Raw genomic sequence first — 23,451 nt, 5'->3', positions numbered from 1 at the left:
TCAGAATTCGGCGGTGAGGGAGAGGTCGATCTCGTCGTCGCTCATCTGCGAGATCAGCTCCAGCAGTCGGCTCTCCACCTCGGCGGCGAGCCGCCCCACCGTGGGATGCTCGAACAGGTCCCTGACCTGGAGCGGGCAGTCGAAGGCGGTGCGCAGCCTGGAGGCGACGGCGACGGCGCGCAGGGAGTGGCCGCCCAGGGCGAAGAAGTCGTCATGGACGCCGACCCGGGGCAGGTCGAGCACCTCGCACCAGATCTGTGCGACGACCGTCTCGGCCGGGCTGCGGGGCGCCACGAAGGTCGCCGCCTCGGGTGCCGCGGGCTCGGGCAGGGCGGCGGTGTCCAGCTTGCCCTGGACGGTCAGCGGCAGCGCGTCGAGCAGGACGAACGCCGACGGCACCAGGTAGTGCGGCAGTTGGGCCCGGCAGTGCGTCTGCAGGATCTCCTCCGACAGCCCGTCGCCGACGACGTAGCCCACCAGGGCGGCCTCGCCGCGCAGGGTGCGTACGACCACCGCCGCGGCCCGTACCCCGGGGTGCCGGCGCAGCGCCGCCTCGGCCTCCTTGGGCTCGACACGGAACCCGCGGATCTTCACCTGGTCGTCGTTGCGGCCGAGGAACTCCAGCTGGCCGGAGGGCAGTCGGCGTACGACGTCGCCGGTGCGGTAGAGCCGTCCGCCGAGCTCCCCGAACGGGTCGGGTTCGAACCGCTCGGCGGTCAGCGCCGGCCGCCCCAGGTACCCACGGGCCAACTCGCGCCCGCCGAGAAGCAGTTCGCCGGGGACGCCCTCGGGGACGAGTTCGCCCAGCGCGTCGACCACATAGGCACGACGCCCGCCCAGCGGCCGGCCGATGGGAACCCGGCCGCCGCGGGCGCCGTCCACGGTGTGCGCGGTGGCCGAGATCACCGACTCGGTGGGCCCGTAGGTGTTGAGCACGGGCACCTGCGGCAGGTGCGCGAACCACCGCTCCAGGGGATCGGCGGGCAGCGCCTCTCCCCCGGTCACCAGCAGCCGCAGCGAGGCGAGCCGCGGGGCGAGCCGGTCGAGGTGGGAGACCAGTTCCGCCCAGTAGGACGGGGTGAGTTCCATGACGGTGACCCGCTCGGCCGCGACCCGGGCGGCCAGTTCCTGCGGCGCCCAGATCTCGTCCGGGCGCACGATCACCGTGGCGCCGGTGCTCAGCGCGGGCAGGATCTGCTCCAGCGAGGCGTCGAACGACGTGGACGCGAAGGTGAGCACCCGGTCCTCGGCACCGAGCGCGAACCGCTCGCGGGCGGCGGCCACATGGGCGTCCAGGGCGTGGTGCTCGACCCCGACGGCCTTGGGGCGGCCGGTGGAGCCGGAGGTGAAGATGACGTAGGCGAGGTCGCTCGGGTCGGGGGTGTGCCGGGGGCCGTGGGCCATGGTCCGGCGGTCGTCGGCCGGGGTCCGGGGGCGGTCGGGGGCGTGCGCCGGTCCGTCCGGGAGCGGTCGTACGTCCTCGACGGCCACGGCGCTCACCCCGAGCGCGGCGACCTTCCCGCCGGTGTGCGCGTCGGCCACGACGTGCCGTACCCCGGCCTCCTGGAGCATGTACCGCAGCCGGTCCTCGGGCAGCAGGGCGTCGAGCGGGACGTAGACACCGCCCGCCCGCCAGACGGCGAGCATCGCGGCCACGGACCAGACGCCCCGGCCGACGCACACCCCGACGGGGTCACCGGGGGCGACTGACCGGTCGGTGAGGGTGGCGGCCAATTCGCCTGTCAGGGCGTCCAGTCGGGTGTAGTCGAGGCTCACGCCCTCGCACACCACGGCGGGGTCCTCGGGGCGGCCGGCCACCCGGAACGCCGGTGCGGGCGGCACCTCGCGCCCCGCCGTCGCCACCAGCAGGTCGCGCTCCCCCGCGGACAGCAGCGGTGCCGCGTCCACGCGGGTGCCGGGGTCGGCGAGGAAGGCTTCGAGCAGGCGTCCGACATGGCGGGCGAACCGGGTGGCGGTGGCCGGCTCGAACAGGTCGGCGGCGTACTCGACATTGAGGGCGAACCCGTCGGGCCGCACCACAAAGGTGGCCGTCAGGTCGAACTTGGCCGATCCCCAAGGCAGTTGGAAGTCACCGGTGTCGAGCCCCGGCAGCCCGGCGCCGCCGGTGGAGGCGTCCTGGACGTCCACCATCACCTGGAACAGCGGATTGCGGGACAGATCGCGCGCGGGACGCAGCCGCTCCACGACCCGCTCGAACGGCACCTCCTGGTGGTCGAAGGCACCCAGCACCACCTCACGCACCCGGTCCACGAGCCCGGTGAAGGTGGGCCGCCCGGACAGGTCCGTGCGCAGCACCACGGTGTTGACGAAGAAACCGACCAGCGGCTCCAGTTCGAGGCGGCCGCGCCCGGCGACGGGTGTGCCCACGGGGATGTCGGTCTGTCCCGACCAGCGGGCCAGCACCGCCTGGGCGGCGGCCAGCAGCACCATGAACCGGGTCGCGCCGCGCTCCCGGGCGAAGGCGTCCACGCGATGCACCAACTCGGCGGGCAGATCGATCTCGACGGCACCGCCGCGCCCGGTGAACGCGGCCGGCCGGGGCCGGTCGGTGGGCAGCTCCAGGGCGGGCGTCTGTGCCAGCACCCCTTCCCAGTAAGCGAGTTGTGATTCCAGCGCCCCGCTCTCGGCGCGCTCACGCTGCCATACGGCGAAGTCGCCGTACTGGACGGGCAGCGGCGGAAGGTGAACCTCCCGTCCCGCCCGGCGGGCCGCGTAGTGGTGGGCCAGCTCGTCCAGCAGGACACCCTTGGACCAGCCGTCGGTGACGGCGTGATGCAGGGCGAGCAGGACCACATGGTCGTCGTCGGCCAGCTCCCACACCCCGGCCCGCAGCAGGGGCGGCCGGGCGAGGTCGAAGCGGCGGGTGGCGAGGGCCACGGCCCGCTGCCGTACGGCGTCCAGCCGGGACCCCTCGTCCGGCCCCTCCGGCGCCGCCTCCCAGTACAGGGGCACTCCCACCGGGTCGCACACCTGTTGTACCGGGCGGCCGTCGGACTCGATCAGCGCCGTGCGCAGCACCTCGTGCCGGGCCACCAGATCGTCCAACGCCCGCTGCCAGGACTCGCGTTCGAGTCCGCCGCGGACCCGCCAGCAGTACCACAGCAGATAGGAGTCGCCGCGGTCGGAGGTGCGGTCCAGGAACCACAGGCGCTCCTGCGCGAAGGACAGCGGCAGCGGGCGGGAGCGGTCGACGGGCACCACCTCGGTCGTGCCGGAGGCGCGGGCACCGGCCACGCGCGGGGCGAAGCCGCGCACGGTCGGGTGCTCGAAGACGGTGCGCAACTCGATGTCCCGGCCGAGCCGCCCGGCGATCCTGGAGACCGCCATGGTGGCGAGCAGGGAGTGCCCGCCCAGGTCGAAGAAGCTGTCGTCGATGCCGATCCGCTCCAGGCCCAGTACATCGGCCCACACCTCGGCGACGATCCGCTCGGTCTCGTCGCGGGGTGCGGCGAAGGCGTCGTCGTCGCACGGGCGGCCGCGGTCGGGGTCGGGCAGGGCGCCCCGGTCGAGCTTGCCGGAGACGCCGACCGGGAGGGCGTCCAGGGTGACGTAGTCGGAGGGGACGGCGTAGTGCGGCAGATAGCGTGCGCACCAGGCCCGCAGCTCCGCCCGGTCGGGCGCGGCGGACGCGTCCGGGGCGGGTACGACATAGCCGGTGAGGGCCTGTCCGGTGGCACGGTCGGGCCGGACGGCGGCCGCGGCGACCAGCGGGCAGGCCCGCAACACCCCTTCCACCTCGCCGAGTTCGATGCGAAAGCCCCGGATCTTGACCTGGTCGTCGCGGCGGCCGACGAACTCCAGCTCGCCCCCGGGCGTCCAGCGCACGAGGTCGCCGGTGCGGTAGAGGCGGCCGCCGGGCGGGCCGTACGGGTCGGGGACGAAGCGGTCGGCGGTCAGCGCGGGCCGGTTCAGATAGCCGCGCGCCAACTCGGTGCCACCGATGAGGAGTTCGCCCGAGACTCCGATGGGCACCTGCTCGTCGTCGGCGTCCACCACGTACACCCGCCGGTCGCCGAGCGGGCGGCCGATGGGCACGCTGCCGGCGGGCGGTTCCTCGGCGTCGTAGGTGGTGGCGGTGACGGTGGTCTCGGTGGGCCCGTAGGCGTTGCAGACCCGCACCCAGGGCACGGCGGCCCGCCAGACGGCCAGGGTGTCGGCCGGTACCGCCTCGCCGCCGAGGACCAGCAGCCGCAGCGGCGCGAGGGCGGCGGCCAGCCGCCGGTCGAGGGAGAGGGCCAGCTCGGACCAGTAGGTGGGCGGCACATTGACCACGGTCAGTTCGTGCCGCTGGACGATCTCCGGTACCTGGGTGGGCAGCCAGGGCTCCTCGGGGCGCATGACGACGGTGGCGCCGGAGGTCAGGGCGGGCAGCACCTGGTCGAGGGAGGCGTCGAAGGAGAAGGAGGCGAAGGCCAGTACCCGGTCGGCGGCGGTGATGCCGAGGCGCTGCCGTGCGGCGGCCACGTGCGAGGCGAGCGCGGCGTGTTCGACACCGACCGCCTTGGGGCGTCCCGTGGACCCGGACGTGAAGATGACATGCGCGAGCTGGCGGGGGTCGGGCCGGTGGCGGGGCCCGTCCGGGTCCGGGGTGACGGCGGTGACGTCGACGGCGACGGGTGCGAGCGGGGCGGCGGTCACGGCGGTCGCCGGTGCGCTGACGACGCAGGACAGCTGGGCCTCCTCGGCCATGAACGCGAGCCGCTGCGCGGGGAGTTCGGGGTCGAGCGGCACGTACACGCCACCGGCCCGCCAGATCCCCTCGATGGCGGCGACCGACCACAGACCGCGGCGCAGTACGACACCCACCGGGCTGCCCGCGGTGACTCCGGCGGCACGCAACGCGGCGGCGAGTCCACCGGACATGGCGTCGAGTTCCGCGTACGTGGCGCGGTCGTCGCCGCAGCGCAGCGCGAGCGCGTCGGGCCGCCCGGAGAAGGCGACCGGCTGCGCGGGGGCCGCGGGCCGGTCGGGGGCGTGGTGCCAGTCGCTCCCGGGCCGCGCGGGCGCACCGGGCCCGGCGGGCAGGGCGCGCGCCAACTCGTTCACGGGGGCGCCGGGTCGGGCGATGACGGCCCGCAGCAGGGCGACGTACGCCGTCCCGAACGCACGCATCGTGGTGGCGTCGAACAGGGCGGTGGCGTACTGGAGGATGGCGGCGACGCTGCCGTCCGTGCGCAGGGTCAGGTCCAGGAAGACGTCCAGCGGGGTCTCGGTCAGCGGCGGTTCGACGAGCGCCACGTCCAGGTCCGCCATCCGCACCGGCCGGATCGGGGAGTTGAGGAGGGTGAACGACGCCTGGGCGAGCGGGTGCCGGGACAGGTCCCGGGATCCGCCGAGCGCGCCGACCACGAGGTCGAAGGGCGCCTCGGCATGCGACAGATCGGCCGGCACCCGGCGCCGTACCCGCTCCAGCAGGGTGTCGAAGCCGGGCCGTCCGGACAGGTCCGTGCGCAGCACGACGGTGTTCACCAGCGGGCCGATCAGCTCCGCGGCACCGCGCTGGGCCCGGTCGGCGAGCGTGCTGCACACGGCGACGTCGCTGCTGCCCGACCAGTGGCCGAGCAGCGCCTGGTAGGCGGTGAGCAGCACCATGTACCGGGTGACGCGCCGGGAGCGGGCCAGCCCGTCCACGGCGGCGACCAGTTCGGCGGGCAGGTCGAAGCGGACGACGTCACCGGAGCCGTCCCAGACCCGGGGCCGCGGCCGGTCGGTGGGCAGCTCCAGCGGGGTCAGCCCGGTCAGCCGCTCCCGCCAGTGCCCGAGCAGCCGTTCCAGCCGGGCGCCGGAGAGCCGTTCGGCCTGTGCGCGGGCGAGTTCGGCGTACTGCACGGCGGGCGGCTCGACCTCCTCGCCCCGGTATCCGGCGGCCAGTTCCTCCAGCAGCACGCCCCAGGACCATCCGTCCACGGCGATGTGGTGGACCTCGACCAGCAGCAGATGCTCGTCCTCGGAGACCCGGGCGAGGGTGGCGCGGAACGGGTGCTCTTCGGCGAGGTCGACGGGGCGGCCCAGGCAGCGGGCGTACAGCTCTTCGGGGCCGTCCGCCGCGATCCGGCGCAGCGTGAGCCCGGCGGGCGCGTCCACGACCGGCACCGGCTCCCCGTCCACGGCGGTGAACCGCGTCCGCAGCACCTCGTGCCGGGCCACGATCCCGGCCAACGACCGCTCCAGCCGGTCGGCATCGAGGCGCCCGCGCAGCCGCAGCACCAGCGGCAGCATCGACCCGCTGGAGGACCCCGCCAGCTGGTCCATGAACCACAGCCGGCGCTGTGCGAAGGACGCCGTCCGGGCGTCCACGTCGTTCGGCGCCCCCGCAGGGGCCGGGCCTGTAGTCACTGTCGCCTCCCAGCCGTCTTTTCCCAGCAGCCTGCCGCCACCGGCGGGCGGTCCCCAGGGAAGAAGACGCAGCGGTGTGAGCAGAGTCGACTGCGGTTCTGGGGGCGGGGGCGGACTCGGGTAGCCGGGGCCGGGACGGCCGGCTCAGTGGCGTCGGGCCTTGCCGATGCCTTCGGCGATCGCCGGCTTGTCGAGATAGCGGTGGACGTCGTGGGCGTTGAGCTTGCCGTTGTCGACCCTGACGTCCGTGACGCCGACCGCCAGGTGCGACAGGCCCCTGCCCTTGTTCACCGGATCGTTGGCCGCGTACAGGTTGGTCCACTCCACCCCGGCGGGCACGGACAGCGGGCTACCGGCCGTGTGGACGCCCTTGCGCACCGCGAGCCAGCCCAGCGGTGATCCGCAGGTGATCAGCGACGCCACCCCGGGGCCGCCGTCCGCCGCGGGCGGAACCTCGCCGCGGGTGAGCATGTCGTAGAACACGACGGTGCCCAGCGAGTGTGCGATCACCATCCGGGCACCCGTGGTGACCAGTGCCTCCCGGATCAGGGCGCGGACCGCGGCCGCCGTTTCCTCATGGCGCAGGTAGCCGTGGGCTTCCCGGACCAGCCACAGCAGACGGTCGGTCACCCCCTTGCCCGCCACCCGGTCCACGGCCTGCGCCCGCCGGAGGATCCGCGGGGTGAGCCGGCCCGCACCCAGAGTCCGGCCGGCCGTCGGGGAGTCCTGCTCCTTGGCCACCGCGGAGGGCGCGTAATCGGCCAGGGCCTCCAGGATGAAGGCCTCTTCCGCTGCGTCCACGGGCACGTCGTCGGCCGCACGAGCGGCGTCCGGGCCCAGCCGCATGTACCGAGTGACCGTCTTCGGATACACACCTCGGTACGACGGGACGGTGAGGCCGACCGGACCGGCCACCTCGGCGAGCCCCGAGCAGGCCAGCCCCTCGTCCACGGACTCCTGCCAGCTCCTGCTCAGTGCCTCCGTCGTGGCCGAAGCCCCCTGCCGGATGCCGTGCACCCCGACGATCTGCAGTGCCCCCATCGTTCCCCCTCCTCGTCCGCCGCCAGGGCCTCGGCCCCGGGCCGATCGTAGCCGCGGGCGACGGGCCGTCCGCTCCGGATAGGCTGACCGAGCCGTGCGCCGCACCTCGCGTACGGAGCAGGGGGAGAGCTGTGGACGCGCATGAGCCGGCGGGAATCGTCCGGCGGCGGCTGATCGTGGTCGCGCCGGACGGTTACAAGGACAGCCCCCCGGGGTTCGACGAGGCCATCGACGCCCAGGTCGCGCGGATCACGGGATGGCTGGCGGACCCGGAGATCGAGGACGCCCGCCGCTTCGAGGTGACCCGGGCACCGTCGGTGCGTACGGTCGGCGAACTGCGCGACTTTCTGCGCGAGGAGAATCTGGCCGCGGCCAAGTACCGGGAAGCCGTCGTGGTCTACATCACCGGCCACGGCGTGCGCCGGGTCGCGCCCCGCCACTTCCTGACGCTCGCCGAGACCGATCCGGATCGCCTGTTCGCCACGGCGTTCCCGACGAGCGAACTCATCACCGCGGTGCTCGACAGCTGGTCCGAGCATGTGCTGGTCCTCGTCGACTCCTGCTTCTCCGGCACCCTGCGCACGGAGCTGACCAGCCTGCTCGAAGCGCTGTCCACGGAGCGCCACGGGTTCGACGGAGCGGCCGTGGTCACCGCCGGCAATCACGAGGAGCAGCCCCTGGTCGGTTCGTTCACCGAGCGCGTGGCGCTGGCGTGCGAGCGCATGCGCGACGAGACGGCCGGGTACACCGCCCCGTATCTCTCCTTCCAGGAGTGGGAGCAGCTCCTGGAAGAGGTCGGATGGGACGACCGGGGCGTCGAGAAGGACCTGGTCCGTGCCGAGTGGATCGTCCCGCATTCGCGCAGGCGGTTCCCCAGTGCCTGTCTGCCCAACCCCCGCTACCGGCCGCCCGTCGGCACAGCCCGCCCGGCACTGCGCCAACTGGCCCTGACGCGGTCCGCGGACATCGGCACGAACCCCGATGCCCTGGACGAGTTCTGGCTGGAGCGTGCTTCGGGGCGGGCGGCCGCCGACGACCCGGGCTGGTACTTCAGCGGCCGGGCCGAGCTGATGAGCCGCCTGGTCGGGTTCCTGCGCGCGGGCGAGGGGGTCCTCGTCGTCACGGGCGCGGCCGGCTCCGGCAAGTCCGCGCTGCTGGCCCGCCTGGTGACCCTCTCCGACCCCGGGTTCGCCGCGGATCCCTCGTACGCGGCCATGGTGGCGGGGATTCCCGAACGGCTGCGGCCGGATGCCGGGGCGGTGGACGTCGCGGTGCTGGCCCGCAACAAGTCCGCGGGGGCGGTCGTCCAGGATCTCGTCACCAGCCTCGGCCTCGGGTGCGAGGAGCCGTCGCCCGGACAGGCCGAGGAGCTGCCGCTGCCGACGCTGCTGCGACAGGTGCGAAGGCGGGCCGACACCGCCGAAGGGCCGGTCACCGTGGTCATCGACGCGCTGGACGAAGCCAGTGACCCCCTCGCCGTCTTCAACGACGTCGTCCTGCCTCTCGCCCGGCTCCGCGGTCCGGGCGGGGCCCGCCTCGTCCGTCTTCTCCTCGGTGTCCGCAGTTCCCCGGACGTGGCACACCCGTCGGGTGGGTCCCTGCTCGACGAGCGCGCGGACCATTTGCTGCTGCGGTTGACCGAGGCGCTGAAGGACGAGGGCCTGCTGCCCGGGGTGCTGCGCAGTGACGGTCCCGACTGCGCCGACGACATCGCGGCCTACGCCGCCACCCTGCTGCTCGCACCGGCCGACAGCCCCTACCGCGGCGCGTCGGAGGCGGCCGCCGAAGCCGCCACGATCATCGCGGACGCGGTCGCGCCGTCCTTCCTGGACGCACGGATCGCCGCCGACCAGCTGCGACGGGCCGAGACCCGCCAGGAGATGGCCGAGGACGGGTGGCCGGCACGTCTCGCCGACGGGACCACCGGGCTGCTCCGTGAGGACGTCACGGCCGTTTCCCGGAACACCGGCGCCCCGGACACCCTGCTGGTCGCCGCGCTGCGCGCGACCGCGTTCGCGCCGGGCGCCGGTCTTCCCTGGGCGGATGTCTGGCCGGCCGTCACCGCCGCCCTGGCCGGGCCGGGCCATGGATACGGTCACGGCACCGAGGCCGTCGACCACGCCCTGCGGACCCTCCGCCACAGCCGCCTCACCGGTTACCTGGCCATCGCCGAGGAGGATGCCCGCACGGTCTACCGTCCGGTCCACCAGCGGCTGACCGACCTCCTGCTCACCAATCATGAGCTGCTGCTGCCGCGGTCGTCGGTCCTGCCCGGTCCCGCACGGCAGGTGCCGACCCGGGCGGAACGGTTCACCGCGGCCCATGCCTCGATCGCCGCCGAGCTGGCCGCTCTGGTCCGGCGGTCCCGGGCGCGGCACCCGCACCCGTACGTCCGCAGGCATTTCCTCCACCACGCGGCCCTCGGGGAGATGCTGAACGATGCCGACGTACCGCTGGAACTGCTGGCCCAGGAAACCTCCGGCACGCTGCGGTCCCGCCTCGGGCTGCCGCTTCCGGCGGCGGACCCGCGGCGCCGGATGCTCACGGCGGCGGCGGTGGTCGAGCCCTACCTCGACGAGAGCGTGGACCCGGCCTCGCGCCTGGGCAGCATCGCCTTCCAGCGGGGCGTGCGGGGCGAGCCGTGGGAGGCGCCGGCGGGCCTGCCGGCCGCCCTTGCCTGGGGCCGGTGGTCGGCGCGCGTGAACGTTCTCGCCCCGACGAAGGGGGAGACGAGAAGCCTGCACATCCTGCCCACGCTGGACGGGCGGGCACTGATCGCGGTGCTGTCGGAGGCCGGGGCCGTACGGATCTGGGACGCCTCGACCGGCCGCCTGGTGTCCGAGCTCGACGACACCCGCTCCCCCGTCCGTGGCCTGTGCACCATCCGTGCGACCGGGGGCCGGACGTTCCTCGTCACCTGGCACAGGAGGGGCGTGACCCTGTACGACCCCGGCTCGGGCCAGCCCATCACCGCCCTCTCCCTGCCAGCCGTCAACGATGTGCACGTCCTGGAGGACGGCGCCGCGCGCTGGAAGCTGTTCGTCATCACGACGCAGAGCGCCTACGTGTGGCGGCCGAACGCTCATGGCGTCGACGAGGGCCGCGTCGTCGAGGCCGAGGGTTTTCCGGGGTCGGGCCTTGTCTTCCGCCGCAGCACGTCGGCCGTGGTGCGGCGGGCGAGCGGACACGCGCTCGTGGCCTTCCCCACGCCGGAGGGCATCCGCCTCTGGGACCCGTTCTCGGGCTTGACCCCGCATCCGCCGTTCGGGGGCGACCGAGCGCACGTGGCCCTCGCCGTGTCCAGACCCGGGAAGGACGACCTGCTCATCGCACAGACGGGAGCACCTGTCCGATGGCGGCTCTGGGACCCCTTCCGGGGTGAACCCGCTCCGTACCCCGCGCTCCCGGGGCGCCCCCGGGTGACGCTGCCCGGTGGCACGGCGATGGCCTACACCCGGCTCAACCGCATCGTCGTGCGGGACATCGACAGCGGCCGGGAGAACTCCTTCGATGCCGACCTCCCGTCCATCGATGCCCTCGCCGTCCTGGACGACCCGAATGGCCAACGTGTCGTCTCCGCCGGTCCCCAGGGGATCAGGCTGTGGCAACCCGGCCACGGGGCAGCGCTGAACGGGGGCGACCTGATGGAGACGTTGTACAGAGCGCCGCTCGGGCCGCTCGGGCGCGGGGAGGCGTGGCCGCTGTGCAGGACGCAATACCCGGGCCTCGGCGGAGCCGGCGATGTCCTCGTGGTCGGCACCCTCGTCGGACTGGAAGTCCACGACGCCCTGACGGGGCGGCTGGTGAAGCGGTTGGACACCGGGCGTGTCAGGAGGGTCGAGCCGGTCCCGTCGCCTCCCGGCAGCGCGTACATCGTGGTCGAGGATCACGGCTCCTGGTCGGTCTGGGACCTGGTGTCCGGCACGGAGGTGCATCCCGCGCACGAGACCGGCCCCGCCCCCGGACGGTCCTGCGTCGTCACGACGACGGCCGGCGTGCCGATGCTGGTCCGGCTGGAGGGCCGAGGAGACCTCAGCGCCGTGGTGTGGGATCCGGTCGGCGGCGCCGAGACCGCCGCCCTGCCCAGGCTGGCCACCGAGCAGCCGCGCTTCCTGGCGCCCCTTCCCGCGCGGGACTCGGGCACCACCCTGATCGCCGTGGTGGGCATGGCCGGCATCGATCTCGTCGACCTGTTCTCCGGTCGCGTCGTCACCACGCTGAGACGGCCCGCCCATCGCCGGTCGCTGGTCCGGCACGTGTGCGCTTTCCGCAGCCACCACGGGGTATTGCTGGTCGCGACCACATCGGCCGAGATCTTCGTCTGGGACACGGCCGACGGCTCCCTTCTCGCCCACTGGAGAGCTTCCGACACCCTGGCCCTGGCCGCGGTGCCCCTCTCGGACGGCCGGGCGCTGATCGCCTCCGCGAGCCCGAGCGGCATCCGCCTCCGGGACCCGCTGACCGGCGAACTCCGCCACACCCTCCTCACCGGCGCCCCGGTCCACGCACTGGCCGTCGGCACCGTCGCGTCGGGCCCCGCACTGCACATCCTCGGCCCGGCGGGACTGGCGACGCTCCTGCTGGACGAGCGGCTGCTGTGACGGAGGGCCGCAACGGCCGCGCCGCGCTGTACCGACCCGGCACGGCGCGGCGCGAGCGCGATCAGCCCTGCTCGACCAGCACCGCCATCCCGTCCAGCAGCCGCTGCAGCCCGAACTCGAAGAGGGCGTCCAGGTCGAGGTCGTAGCCCGCCGCGGCGAGGCGGGAGAGGGCGGGGAAGCGGCCGGTGGCCAGGATGTCGAGGAGTTCGGGTTCCTGGGTGTCCATCCACTCCTCGCTGTCGAGGCCGCTGTACGCCTCGGCCTCCCGTTCCGACTCCAGGTTCACGGCGATGCCGCGGGCGTAGTTGAGCAGCATCAGATGCGCGGTGAAGGCGCTTTGCAGGTCGAGGCCGCGGGAGTGCAGGACGGAGAGCATCCACTCGCTGTACGGCAGGGCCGAGGCCACCATCTGGGGGCGGGTCACCGACAGGGCCGGCGCGAGCCAGGGGTGGCGGCGGAACTGGTCCCACAGCCGCCGCGCCGCCAGCTCGATCGCCGCGCGCCAGTCCTGCGGCGGGTCGGCGGGCAGCGGGTTCCGCGCGATGACCGCGTCCAGCATCCGCGTCAGCAGGTCGTCCTTGTCGGTCACATGCCGGTACAACGACATGGTCGCCACGCCGAGTTCGGCGGCCACCCGGCGCATCGAGACCGCCGCCAGCCCCTCCGCGTCGGCGACCTCGACCGCGACGGTGACGATCCGGTCCAGCGTGAGCGCCGACGGGGCCGGGGACGCGTCGGCGGACCGGGCGGCCCGCCGGGTGGCGGCAGCAGGGCGAGCGGGCCGCGCCGGGGGTGCCACGACCGTGCCGACGCCGGGTACGGCGCGGACCAGGCCCTCGTGGCGCAGCTCGGTCAGCACCTTGGTGGCCGTCGCCATGGCCACACCCCACTGGCGGGTGATCTCCCGGGTGGAGGGCACGCGCTCGCCCGGCGCCAGTTCGCCCGTCTCGATCCGCCGTCGCAGCTCGCCGACGATCTGACCGGAGCGCGACACCGCCTGTCCGCTCATCGCCATCCTCCGCACTAGTGCACTGAAGGGGGCCATCGTAAGCCCGCGACGCCGGGTGATACGTCCGTACGGCCCCGCCCCAGCACCCTCACGCACTAGTGCACTGCACCGTAACTCGCCTTATCAGCAGGCCATTTCACGCTTGCGCACTAGCTTGCGTACGGCGTACATTCGCATCATGACCGACAACGAGATACTCATCTGCGGCGCCGGCATCGCGGGGCCTGCGCTGGCGTACTGGCTACGCGAGGGGGGCTTCACGGTCACGATCGTGGAGCGGGCGCCGGCTCCCCGGCCGGGCGGGCAGACCGTGGATCTGCGCGGCGCCGGACGTACCGTGATCGAACGGATGGGCCTGATGGACCGGGCCAGGGCGGAGAGCGTGGACCAGCGCGGGCTCGCCCTCGTCGACACCTCGGGACGCATCACCGCCGCCCTGCCCGCCGACAGCTTCGGCGGCGAGGGCATCGTCTCCGAGATCGAGATCCTCCGGGGCGACCTCGCCCGGCTGCTGTACGAGGCGAGCCTGCCCGGCACGGAGTACCTGTTCGACGACACGATCACCGCCATGGAGCAGGACGCGGACGGGGTCACGGTCACCTTCGAGCGGGCCGCGCCCCGCCGGTTCGGGATGGTCGTCGGCGCGGACGGGCCGCACTCCGTGGTGCGCGCGCTGGCCTTCGGCCCGGAGCGGGAGTTCGTCCGCCCGCTCGGCCTCTACACGGCCTGGTTCACCGCCACCGACGACCTGGACCTCGACGGCTGGTACATGATGCACAACGCGCCGCCCGGTCTGGTCGCCTCCGCCCGGCCGGGCCGACTGCCCGGCGAGATCAAGGCGGGCCTCAGCTTCCGCTCGGCGCCCCTCGCCTACGACCGCCGGGACATCGCCGCCCAACACGAGCTGCTGGCCCGCCGGTTCGCCCACGTCGGCTGGGAGGCCCCGCGGCTGCTGCGGGCGATGCGCACCGCCCCGGACTTCTTCCTCGACTCCATGGGCCAGGTCCGCCTCGACGGCTGGTCGCGCGGCCGGGTCGCGCTGCTGGGCGACGCCGGGTACTGCGCGACCCCGCTGACCGGCCTCGGGACCAGTCTCGCGCTGGTCGGTGCGTACGTACTGGCCGGTGAGCTGGCCACGTCCGGGGGCGACCACCGGGCCGCGCTGCGCCGCTACGACGAGGTCATGCGCCCGTACGTCGACCAGGCCCAGCAGCTCCCGCCGGGCGGCGCCTCCGGATACGCGCCCACGAGCCGCCTCGGCATCCGGCTGCGGGACCTGTCCATGCGGCAGATGACCCGCCGGCCGATGCGGAACGTGCTCGCGGCACAGTTCGCCAAGGCCGGGAACATCGAGCTGCCCGCGTACGAATGGGGCTCACAACTCCCGGGCCACCTCCAGGAGTTCGGCGTCTGACCGGGACGCGGCGACGCGCAACGCGCGGGCTCCGCGCACCGGGCCCCGGAGAACACAGCGCCCGCCGGCCACAGGGACCGGCCGCCCCCTCCTGCCGCCGCGAGGAAGCCGCTGCCGCCGATGACGGGGTACGCCAGGCTGTCCCTAGCCCGAAGTCCGGGAGTGAGGTCGGGAGCGACGCCGAGAGGGAGGCCGAGGCGCATGACCGCCATGCCGCATGAGGAGTACGACGAGACGGGCCCGCAGGAGGAGCCAGTGATCCGGCTGCACCGCTGGGACGCCGACTGGCCGGACGACGATCCGCACGCCAACTTCAAGTCGGACGTCGTCCTCTACGGCCGGCTCGATCCGCTCGCCACCCTGCGGGGCATGGCCGAGAACCTGGACATCCCGGTCGGCGCCCTCGCCCGCTATGTGCTGGCGCGCTGGGCGACCGGCGGCAGCGGGGGTCTGCTGGAGGTCGGGCCGGTGATGGTGCACCGGCTGTGGGAGCCGATCGCCGAGGCGGAGCGGCAGAACAGCGACAGCGAGCGGCTGCGGGCGTACCAGCAGCTGCGGCAGATGATCGCCTGGCTCAAGCTGCCGCTGGACGAACCGAGCGTCTATCCGGCCCAGTTCGAGGACGGTCCGGACGACACCACCCGGTGAACTGCTGGAACCATGGTGCCGGGCCGCCCGTTCCGACGGGCGGCCCACCCGAGTACCCCGCCCGCCCAAGTACCCCGCGCACCCAGGAGTTCCCCGTGTCCGCACCTGACGTCGGCACCATCACCAGCCGCGACCGCTCCGCCGAGCCGCCCGTCCCCCGTGCCGCGCTCGGCGTGGGCGCGATCGTCCTCGGCGAGCGGGGCGTCCTGCTCGGCCGTCACCGGCGCGGCACCCTCGAACTCCCGGGTGGCACCGTGGAGCCTGGGGAGTCCCTGGAGCGGACCGTCGTACGGGAACTCGCCGAGGAGACCGGGCTGATCGTGCGCACCGAGGACGTCGGGCTTCTGGGCACGCTGGTCGATCATGTCGAGGACGTCGTACGCGTCACCGTCGGCGCCCTCGTCACCGTGTGGCGGGGCGAACCGGCCACCCAGCCGGACGAGCGGGTCGGCGACTGGGCCTGGTACCCCCTGGACAAGCTGCCCGACGGCCTGTTCGTGTGCAGCGCGCAGATCCTCACCGCGTGGCGGCCCGAACTGCCCATCGAGCACACCCCGGCGCACTTCACCCCGTACGCCCAGCAGAACCCGTACGCCTAGCAAGTACCCGTACGCACAGGAAGGGAGGGCGGCCGCCGCACCATACCGACGCGGCGGCCGCCCTCCCCCGTACGTCCCCTACAGCGCCTTCTCCAGCCGCTCCGCCATCAGCTTCACGAAGCGGGCCGGTTCCTTCGGCTGGCCGCCCTCCGCCAGGACCGCGAGGCCGTACAACAGCTCGGCGTTCTCGGCGAGTTCGTTGCCGTCGCCGCGCTCGGTGTACGCCTCGTTGAGCCCCTCGACCAGGGCGTGCCCGGGGTTGAGTTCGAGGATGCGCTTGGCCCGGGGGACCTCCTGGCCCATGGCGCGGTACATGTTCTCCAGGGCCGGGGTGAGTTCGTGCGCGTCGGAGACGATGCAGGCCGGGGAGACGGTGAGCCGGGAGGACAGCCGTACCTCCTTGATGTCGTCCTCCAGCCGCTTGCCCATCCACTCCAGCAGACCGGCGTACGCCTCGTTCCGCTTCTCCCGCTCGTCGTCGGCGCCCTCGTCCTCGCTCTTCGCGTCGAGGTCGAACTCGCCCTTGGCGACGGAGCGCAGCTTCTTGCCCTCGTACTCGCCGACCGCGTCGACCCACACCTCGTCCACGGCGTCGGTGAGCAGCAGCACCTCGATGCCCCGGTCGCGGAACGCCTCCATGTGCGGGGAGTTCTCGATGGCCTGGCGGGAGTCGCCGGTCAGGTAGTAGATGTCTTCCTGGCCGTCCTTCATCCGCTCCAGGTACTGCTTCAGCGCGGTCGGCTCGCTCTCGTGGTGCGTGCTCGCGAACGAGGAGACCGCGAGCAGGGCCTCGCGGTTCTCCGCGTCGGTGACCAGGCCCTCCTTGAGGACGGTGCCGAACTCCCGCCAGAACGTGGCATAGCGGTCCGACTCCTCGCCCATCAGGTCCTTGACCGTGGAGAGGACCTTCTTGGTGAGCCGGCGGCGCATCATCTCGATGTGGCGGTCCTGCTGGAGGATCTCACGGGAGACGTTGAGCGTGAGGTCGGCCGCGTCCACGACGCCCTTGACGAAGCGGAGGTACGGCGGCAGCAGCGCCTCGCAGTCGTCCATGATGAACACACGCTTGACGTAGAGCTGTACGCCCCGGCGGAAGTCCCGGGTGAACAGGTCGTGGGGGGCGTGTTCGGGCAGGAAGAGCAGCGCCTGGTACTCGAAAGTGCCCTCCGCCTGGAGCCGGATGGTCTCCAGCGGGTCGCGCCAGTCGTGCCCGATGTGCTTGTACAGCTCGTGGTACTCGTCGTCGGACACCTGGTCGCGGGGCCGCGCCCACAGCGCCTTCATGGAGTTGAGGGTCTCGGGCGCCGGCTCCTCGCCGTCGGCCGGGGTCTCGGTCACCATCCTGATCGGCCAGGTGATGAAGTCCGAGTACCGCTTGACGATCTCCCTGATCTTCCAGGGCGAGGCGTAGTCGTGGAGCTGGTTCTCCGGGTCGGCCGGCTTGAGGTGCAGGGTGACCGAGGTGCCCTGCGGCGCGTCCTCGACCACGGTCAGGGTGTACGTCCCCTCGCCGCGCGAGGTCCAGCGGGTACCCTGGCTCTCGCCGGCCCGCCGGGTCACCAGGGTCACCTCGTCGGCCACCATGAAGCCGGAGTAGAAGCCCACGCCGAACTGGCCGATGAGCCCCTCTTCTCCGGCCGCGTCCTTGGACTCGCGCAGCTCGCGCAGGAATTCGGCGGTGCCGGAGTTGGCGATGGTGCCGATGAGCTGCCCGACCTCGTCGTAGGACATACCGATGCCGTTGTCCCGCACGGTGAGCGTGCGGGCTTCACTGTCGATGTCCAACTCGATGTGCAGGTCGGACACTTCGACGTCGAGCGCGTCGTCCCGCAGCTTCTCCAGGCGCAGTTTGTCCAGCGCGTCGGATGCGTTGGAGACGAGCTCGCGCAGAAAGACATCTTTGTTCGAGTACACGGAGTGGATCATCAGCTGGAGCAGCTGACGGGCCTCCACCTGAAACTCAAACGTCTGCGTCGACATGTTCGCGGTTACCTCACGGGTCCTGTCGTCGGAACTGGCGCCAGCCACTGTAAAACACCATGTCGCGACGGGGGGTCACATCAGGCCCAGAGGGACTGCGCGAGGGCGGCTCCCATGAAGGCGGCACCGAGTCCGGCGACGATGCTGGCGACGACGTTGGCGGCGGCGAAGAAGCGCGCCCCGTCCTCGGCGAGCCGCAGCGTCTCGTAGGAGAACGTGGAGTACGTGGTCAGCGCCCCGCACAGCCCGGTGCCGATCAGCAGCTGGAAGTCGGAGGACATCCCGCCCGCGACGACCGCCCCGGTGATCAGGCCGAGGATGAGGCTGCCGACGACATTGACGGTGAAGGTGCCCCAGGGGAAGACGGTGTCGTGCCTGGACTGCACGGTGCGGTCGGTCAGATAGCGCAGCGGTGCGCCGACGACGGCTCCGGCGATGACCAGCAGCCAGTTCACGAACTCTCCTTGTCGTCGTGGCCGCCCGGGCGCACGATCTCGCAGTGGTCGAGGGTCACCAAGCCCTCGCCGACCAGCTCGTCGAGCTGGGGCAGGAAGGCCCGGACGCGTTGTTCGGTGTCGACGACGACCACGGCCACCGGCAGGTCCTCGCTGAGGGACAGCAGCCGGCTGGTGTGGATCAGGGAGGTCGCCCCGAATCCCTCCACGCCCCGGAACACGCTGGCGCCGGCCAGCCCGGCCCGGTGCGCACGGTGCACGATCTCGGCGAAGAGGGGCTTGTGGTGCCACATGTCGTCCTCGCCGACGAGGACCGTGAGCCGGACGCCGGGAACGGTCGTTGTCGTCATGATGTCCTCCACTCGATGACGCGCCGGGTGAGGTGCGCGGTGGTCCAGACGGCCGCGAGGGCGCCGAGCGCGGTCGCGACCAGGTCGAGCAGGCCGGTGGTGGCCCGGCCGGCGTCGGTCAGGCGTTCGATGTCCACGGTGTAGGTGGAGAAGGTGGTGAATCCGCCGAGCACTCCGGTGCCGAAGAAGGGTCTGACCAGGCGGTGTCCGGCGCCGATGTCGGTGATGACGACCATGAGGACGCCGATGACGGCGCAGCCGCTGACGTTCACCCAGAACGTGGTCCAGGGGAAGGCGCCGGAGGCGGTCGGCCACAGCAGCGCGGTGACGTAGCGGGCGCAGGCTCCGACGGCGCCGCCGACGGCGATGGCCGCGAGGACGGGTCCCTGCGTGCGCCAGGGCACGCTCCGACGGGCCGGCGCGCGCCGCTCGATGCCGCGTTCGGTGGATGCCTTCAGCGCGGTCCGCTCTGCCACATGGGCCTCCTCGTACAGGGCGCCCGGGGCATGCCGGGGCGCACTTCGTCATAAGGAGGGACCATTGGCGGCGACATCGCCGCGGTTGGGTACGGCGGGACCCACCACCGTGCGGGGACCGGGGTCGCGCCGCGCGACCAGGATAGCGCGCAGCGGGTACGGCCTGATGACGGGCCCGGCATCCGAGACGGCCGCACGCGTGCGCGGGTGGTCCGGGGCCCCGGTCGGGGTAGTCCTCCAGCAGTCACGGCCCCCGCGGGAATGAGGTCCCCCATGCGTGTCCGAGCCGCCGTCACCGACGCCCCGGGCGGGCCGTTCACCGTGCGGGAGGTGGACCTCGAAGTGCCGCGCCCGCGCGAGGTGTTGGTGCGGATCACCGCCGCGGGGGTGTGCCACACCGATCTGAGCAGCCAGGCGGTCTGGCCGGTGGAGCTGCTGCCGATGGTGTTCGGGCACGAGGGCACGGGGGTGGTCGAGGCCGTGGGGGCGGAGGTGACCGGGGTCACTCCGGGAGACCATGTCGTCCTCACCTTCCACAGCTGCGGCGCGTGCGCGCAGTGCGCGGCCGGTCATCCCGCGTACTGCCGTTCGATGCGCGCCCTGAACGCCTCGGGCGGCCGGGCGGACGGCAGTACGCCGCTGTCGTGGGGCGGCAATCCGGTGCGCGGCGCGTTCTTCGGCCAGTCCAGCTTCGCCACCCACGCCCTCGCCCATGAGCGCAACACCGTGCGGATCCCGGCCGATCTGCCGCCCGCGGTGGCCGCGCCGCTGGGCTGCGGGGTGCAGACCGGGGCCGGTACGGTCCTGAACCGGCTGCGGCCCGAGCCGGGCAGCTCGCTCGTGGTGATCGGGGCGGGCGGTGTCGGCCTCAGCGCGGTGATGGCCGGCGTGCTCGCGGGCTGCGATCCGGTCGTCGTCGTGGAGCCGGTGGCGTCCCGGCGTGCGGTGGCGGTGAGCCTCGGGGCGGCGGCCGCCCTGGATCCCGCCGACGGCGACGGGATCGTGGCGGCGCTGCTGGATCTCACGGGTGGCGGGGCGCGTCACATCGTGGACACCACCAGCAGCCCGGAGATGCTCGCCCGCGCCCTCGGCGCGCTGCGGCACCGGGGCGACCTGGCGCTCACCGGGATCGGCACGGAAGTGTCGTTCGACGTGATGAGCCTGCTGAGCAAGGGTGTCCGGCTGCACGGGGTGATCGAGGGGGACGCGGATCCGGCCCGTTTCATCCCCGAGCTGATCGCCCTGTACCGGCAGGGCCGCTTCCCGGTCGACCGGCTCGTCACCACGTTCCCCTTCGAGGACATCGACGCGGCGGTGCGCGGGATGCGCGACGGCACCGCGATCAAGCCGGTGCTCGTCTTCGACTGAACGGCGCCCCGGGCCACGGTGATTGCCGGCGGGCGGCGCGCTGCTCATCATGTCGGGATGCGCTTCTCCGTGAACGTACCCAACTTCGGTGACTTCGCCGATCCCCGTGCCGTCGCGACCGTGGCCGTCGCCGCCGAACAGGCGGGCTGGGACGGCCTGTTCGTCTGGGATCACGTACTGCACCGGCGGCACCAGGGGCGGCCCTTCGGCGACCCCTGGATGCTGCTGACGGCGGCCGCCCTGGCGACCTCCCGCATCCGCCTGGGCACGCTGCTGACGCCGGTGCCCCGGTACCGTCCGCAGCAACTGGCCCGGCAGGTCGCCACGTTGGACCAACTGAGCGGCGGCCGGGTGATCTTCGGGGCGGGTCTGGGCGGTCCGGTCGAGGACGAGTACGAGAGCTTCGGCGACACCGCCGCGCCGCGCGAGCTGGCCGGACGGCTGGACGAGGGCCTGGAGCTGCTGGCCCGCTTCTGGTCCGGCGAGCCGGTGGACCATCAGGGCCCCCACTACACGGCCCGGGACGTGACCCTGCTGCCCGCCACCGTCCAGCGGCCCCGTCCGCCGGTCTGGATCGGCGGGTTCTGGCCGCGCCGCGCGCCCATGCGCCGGGCGGCGCGCTGGGACGGCGCCGCGCCGCTCTTCGAGACCGCCCGCCACGGGCAGGCCCCGGAGGTGGCCGAGGTCCGCGAGCTGATCGCCTATGTGCGCGAGCGCCGTACGACCGGGGGCGAGCACCCCTTCGAGTTCGTCCTCGGCGGTGTCACCCCGGCGGACCCGGCCGGGGCCAGGGACGTGCTCGGTCCGCTGCGCGACGCCGGTGCCACCTGGTGGGACGAACGGCAGCTGCACGGCGGGCCCGATCTGGACCGGCTGGAGCCGGTGCTGCGACGCGTGGAGGCGGGGCCGCCGACGCTCTGACGGGATCCGGAACCCCTCAGCGGGCCCGGCATATCCGCACAGACCCCGGCGAAGCGAATAGCGGAATTGCTAAAGTTTGCAATTGGTTAGATGCTATGTTCGTTGTATTCGCTGAGAGGGAAGTCGAGGGATCGTGTCGGTTCCGCTGTACCAGGCGAAGGCCGAGTTCTTCCGGATGCTCGGTCACCCCGTACGGATACGGGTGCTGGAGCTGCTCCAGGACGGGCCGCGGCCGGTCCGGGAACTGCTCGCCGCCATAGAGGTGGAGCCCTCCAGCCTCTCCCAGCAGCTGGCCGTGCTGCGCCGCTCCGGGATCGTCACCTCCACCCGCGAGGGCTCGACGGTCGTCTACCAGCTCTCCGGCGGCGATGTGGCCGACCTGATGCGGGCCGCCCGCCGGATCCTCACCGAGATGCTCACCGGGCAGCACGAACTGCTCACCGAACTGCGGGAAGCCGAGGTCTCCGCCCGATGAGCACCGCCCTCACCCGGGGGGTGCGGACCGTACGCTCCCGGATCACCTCCCTGCTGCCCGGCCGCGCCGACCTCGTCGCGGTACGCCGCGATCCGCGCCGGGACCTCCTCGCCGGCCTCACCGTCGCGATCGTCGCGCTCCCCCTCGCCCTCGGCTTCGGCGTCTCCTCCGGCCTCGGCGCCGAGGCGGGCCTGGCCACCGCGGTGATCGCGGGCGCGGTCGCGGCCGTGTTCGGCGGCTCGAACCTCCAGGTGTCGGGACCGACCGGCGCCATGACCGTCGTCCTGGTGCCGATCGTGGGCCAGTACGGGCCCACCGGTGTGCTGACCGTCGGCCTGATGGCCGGTGTGCTGCTGATGGTGCTGGCCGTGCTGCGGGCCGGTAAGTACATGCAGTACGTGCCCGCCCCCGTGGTGGAGGGCTTCACCCTCGGCATCGCCTGCGTGATCGGGCTCCAGCAGGTGCCGAACGCGCTCGGCGTGCCCACGCCCAAGGGCGACAAGGTGCTGGTGGTGACCTGGCGGGCGTTCGAGGAGTTCGCGAAGGCGCCGAACTGGACCGCCGTGGGGCTCGCGCTCGCCGTGGCCGCGGTGATGCTGCTGGGCGCCCGGTGGCGGCCCACGATCCCCTTCTCCATCCTCGCCGTGATCGCCGCGACCGTCGTCGCCCAGCTCGCCCACCTGGACGCGGCCAAACCGATCGGCGACCTGCCGTCCGGGCTGCCCGCGCCCTCCCTCGCCTTCCTCCACCTCGGCGACCTGGGCTCGCTCGCGGCGCCCGCCGTCGCCGTGGCCGCGCTGGCCGCCCTGGAGTCCCTGCTCTCGGCGTCGGTCGCGGACGGCATGACCGTCGGACAGAAGCACGACCCGGACCGCGAGCTGTTCGGCCAGGGCCTGGCCAATATCGCCGCCCCGCTGTTCGGCGGCGTACCGGCCACCGGCGCGATCGCACGCACGGCGGTCAACGTACGGACCGGAGCCGGTTCCCGCACCGCCGCGTTCACCCACGCCGTGGTCCTCGCGGTGATCGTCTTCGCCGCCTCGCCGCTGGTCGCGAAGATCCCGCTGGCCGCCCTCGCGGGTGTGCTGCTGGCCACCGCGGTGCGCATGGTCGAGGTCGGCTCGCTCAAGGCCATGGCGCGGGCGACCCGCTCGGACGCGGTGATACTCGTCCTGACCGCGGTCGGCACCCTCGCCCTGGACCTCGTCTACGCCGTGATCATCGGTCTCGCCGTGGCCGGTGCCCTCGCGCTGCGCGCCGTGGCCCGGCAGGCCCGGCTCGACCGGGTGCCGCTGGACCGGGGCGACCACAGCGCGGAGGAGCACGCGCTGCTCGCCGAGCACATCGTGGCGTACCGGCTCGACGGGCCGCTGTTCTTCGCCGGTGCGCACCGCTTCCTGCTGGAGCTGACCGAGGTCGCCGACGTCCGGGTGGTGATCCTGCGCATGTCGCGGGTGTCGACCATCGACGCCACCGGCGCCCTGGTGCTGAAGGACGCGGTGGAGAAGCTGCGCCGGCGCGGCATCGTCGTCCTGGCCTCCGGCATACGGCCCGGACAGCTGCGCGTCCTCGACTCGGTCGGCGCGCTGGAGCTGCTGCGGCCCGACGGCCGGGACTACGCCACCACCCCCGAGGCGATCCAGGCGGCCCGCGGCCACCTGGAGGGCCTCGTGCCCGCGCTGCCCGCGCAGCGGACCGCCCCGGCGCCCAGTGAGGAAGCCGTCCGATGAGCGGGACGGCCGGCGCGGAAGACCACC

At 73.1% G+C, this 23,451-nt stretch carries 14 protein-coding genes and 1 pseudogene; 8 read left to right on the top strand and 7 right to left on the bottom strand.

Going from position 1 to position 23,451, the window contains the following annotated elements; translation table 11 throughout:
* Together AB0N90_RS16440 and AB0N90_RS16435 are read right to left on the bottom strand one after the other, a co-directional pair.
* On the bottom strand, window positions 1–6,357 hold the full coding sequence (locus AB0N90_RS16440; protein ID WP_365196949.1) for an amino acid adenylation domain-containing protein: 6,357 nt from the start codon (window positions 6,355–6,357) through the stop codon (window positions 1–3).
* 144 nt (window positions 6,358–6,501) lie between these two features.
* Window positions 6,502–7,398 (bottom strand): hypothetical protein, encoded by an 897-nt coding sequence (locus AB0N90_RS16435; protein WP_365196946.1) that lies wholly within the window; start codon window positions 7,396–7,398, stop codon window positions 6,502–6,504.
* A gap of 131 nt (window positions 7,399–7,529) precedes the next feature.
* On the opposite strand from AB0N90_RS16435, the gene AB0N90_RS16430 reads away from it, so the two are divergent.
* Window positions 7,530–11,999: an AAA family ATPase gene (locus AB0N90_RS16430; RefSeq protein WP_365196944.1), complete on the top strand. Its 4,470-nt coding sequence runs from the start codon at window positions 7,530–7,532 to the stop codon at window positions 11,997–11,999.
* A 61-nt stretch (window positions 12,000–12,060) separates the two neighbouring features.
* On the opposite strand, the gene AB0N90_RS16425 is transcribed toward AB0N90_RS16430, so the two are convergent.
* On the bottom strand, window positions 12,061–13,008 hold the full coding sequence (locus AB0N90_RS16425; protein WP_365196943.1) for a TetR/AcrR family transcriptional regulator C-terminal domain-containing protein: 948 nt from the start codon (window positions 13,006–13,008) through the stop codon (window positions 12,061–12,063).
* A gap of 178 nt (window positions 13,009–13,186) precedes the next feature.
* Between AB0N90_RS16425 and AB0N90_RS16420 the strand changes: the two genes are divergently transcribed.
* The 3 genes and pseudogenes from AB0N90_RS16420 to AB0N90_RS16410 form a co-directional block, all read left to right on the top strand.
* The gene (locus tag AB0N90_RS16420) at window positions 13,187–14,422 is read left to right on the top strand and encodes an FAD-dependent monooxygenase (RefSeq protein WP_365196942.1); all 1,236 of its coding nucleotides are present in this window, start codon (window positions 13,187–13,189) and stop codon (window positions 14,420–14,422) included.
* 201 nt (window positions 14,423–14,623) lie between these two features.
* Window positions 14,624–15,070 carry a DUF6027 family protein gene (locus AB0N90_RS16415; RefSeq protein WP_365196941.1) on the top strand — a complete coding sequence of 149 codons (447 nt, stop codon included), beginning with the start codon at window positions 14,624–14,626 and terminating at the stop codon, window positions 15,068–15,070.
* A gap of 119 nt (window positions 15,071–15,189) precedes the next feature.
* Window positions 15,190–15,669, top strand: a pseudogene (locus tag AB0N90_RS16410) (NUDIX hydrolase); the annotation flags it as partial.
* A 78-nt stretch (window positions 15,670–15,747) separates the two neighbouring features.
* On the opposite strand, the gene htpG reads toward AB0N90_RS16410, so the two are convergent.
* The 4 genes from htpG to crcB (AB0N90_RS16390) form a co-directional block, all read right to left on the bottom strand.
* Window positions 15,748–17,649, bottom strand: coding sequence for a molecular chaperone HtpG (htpG, locus tag AB0N90_RS16405; protein WP_365196938.1), 1,902 nt, complete (start codon window positions 17,647–17,649; stop codon window positions 15,748–15,750).
* A gap of 80 nt (window positions 17,650–17,729) precedes the next feature.
* A complete protein-coding gene (gene crcB, locus AB0N90_RS16400) occupies window positions 17,730–18,104 on the bottom strand; it encodes a fluoride efflux transporter CrcB (protein ID WP_085567937.1) in 375 nt (124 codons plus the stop codon).
* Complete coding sequence (locus AB0N90_RS16395) at window positions 18,101–18,454, bottom strand: DUF190 domain-containing protein (RefSeq protein WP_361673215.1); 354 nt, start codon at window positions 18,452–18,454, stop codon at window positions 18,101–18,103. The genes crcB (AB0N90_RS16400) and AB0N90_RS16395 overlap by 4 nt, the downstream gene beginning before the upstream one ends.
* Entirely contained in the window at window positions 18,451–18,912 is a 462-nt protein-coding gene (crcB, locus tag AB0N90_RS16390) for a fluoride efflux transporter CrcB (RefSeq protein WP_365197371.1), read from the bottom strand. Before crcB (AB0N90_RS16390) ends, AB0N90_RS16395 begins: the two co-directional genes overlap by 4 nt.
* A 291-nt stretch (window positions 18,913–19,203) precedes the next feature.
* Between crcB (AB0N90_RS16390) and AB0N90_RS16385 the strand changes: the two genes are divergently transcribed.
* The 4 genes from AB0N90_RS16385 to AB0N90_RS16370 all read left to right on the top strand — a co-directional run bounded on the left by AB0N90_RS16385 (window position 19,204) and on the right by AB0N90_RS16370 (window position 23,424).
* Window positions 19,204–20,298, top strand: coding sequence for an NAD(P)-dependent alcohol dehydrogenase (locus tag AB0N90_RS16385; RefSeq protein WP_365196936.1), 1,095 nt, complete (start codon window positions 19,204–19,206; stop codon window positions 20,296–20,298).
* A 57-nt stretch (window positions 20,299–20,355) separates the two neighbouring features.
* Complete coding sequence (locus AB0N90_RS16380; protein ID WP_365196933.1) at window positions 20,356–21,219, top strand: LLM class flavin-dependent oxidoreductase; 864 nt, start codon at window positions 20,356–20,358, stop codon at window positions 21,217–21,219.
* Between the two features lie 133 nt (window positions 21,220–21,352).
* Window positions 21,353–21,694 (top strand): metalloregulator ArsR/SmtB family transcription factor, encoded by a 342-nt coding sequence (locus tag AB0N90_RS16375; RefSeq protein ID WP_085567932.1) that lies wholly within the window; start codon window positions 21,353–21,355, stop codon window positions 21,692–21,694.
* Window positions 21,691–23,424 (top strand): SulP family inorganic anion transporter, encoded by a 1,734-nt coding sequence (locus AB0N90_RS16370; protein WP_365196930.1) that lies wholly within the window; start codon window positions 21,691–21,693, stop codon window positions 23,422–23,424. Before AB0N90_RS16375 ends, AB0N90_RS16370 begins: the two co-directional genes overlap by 4 nt.
* Window positions 23,425–23,451: the final 27 nt, after the last annotated feature.

The sequence above is a fragment of the Streptomyces sp. NPDC093018 genome (genome assembly GCF_040684035.1).
Classification (GTDB): domain Bacteria; phylum Actinomycetota; class Actinomycetes; order Streptomycetales; family Streptomycetaceae; genus Streptomyces; species Streptomyces murinus.
This window is presented reverse-complemented; position numbering and strand designations above follow the sequence as displayed.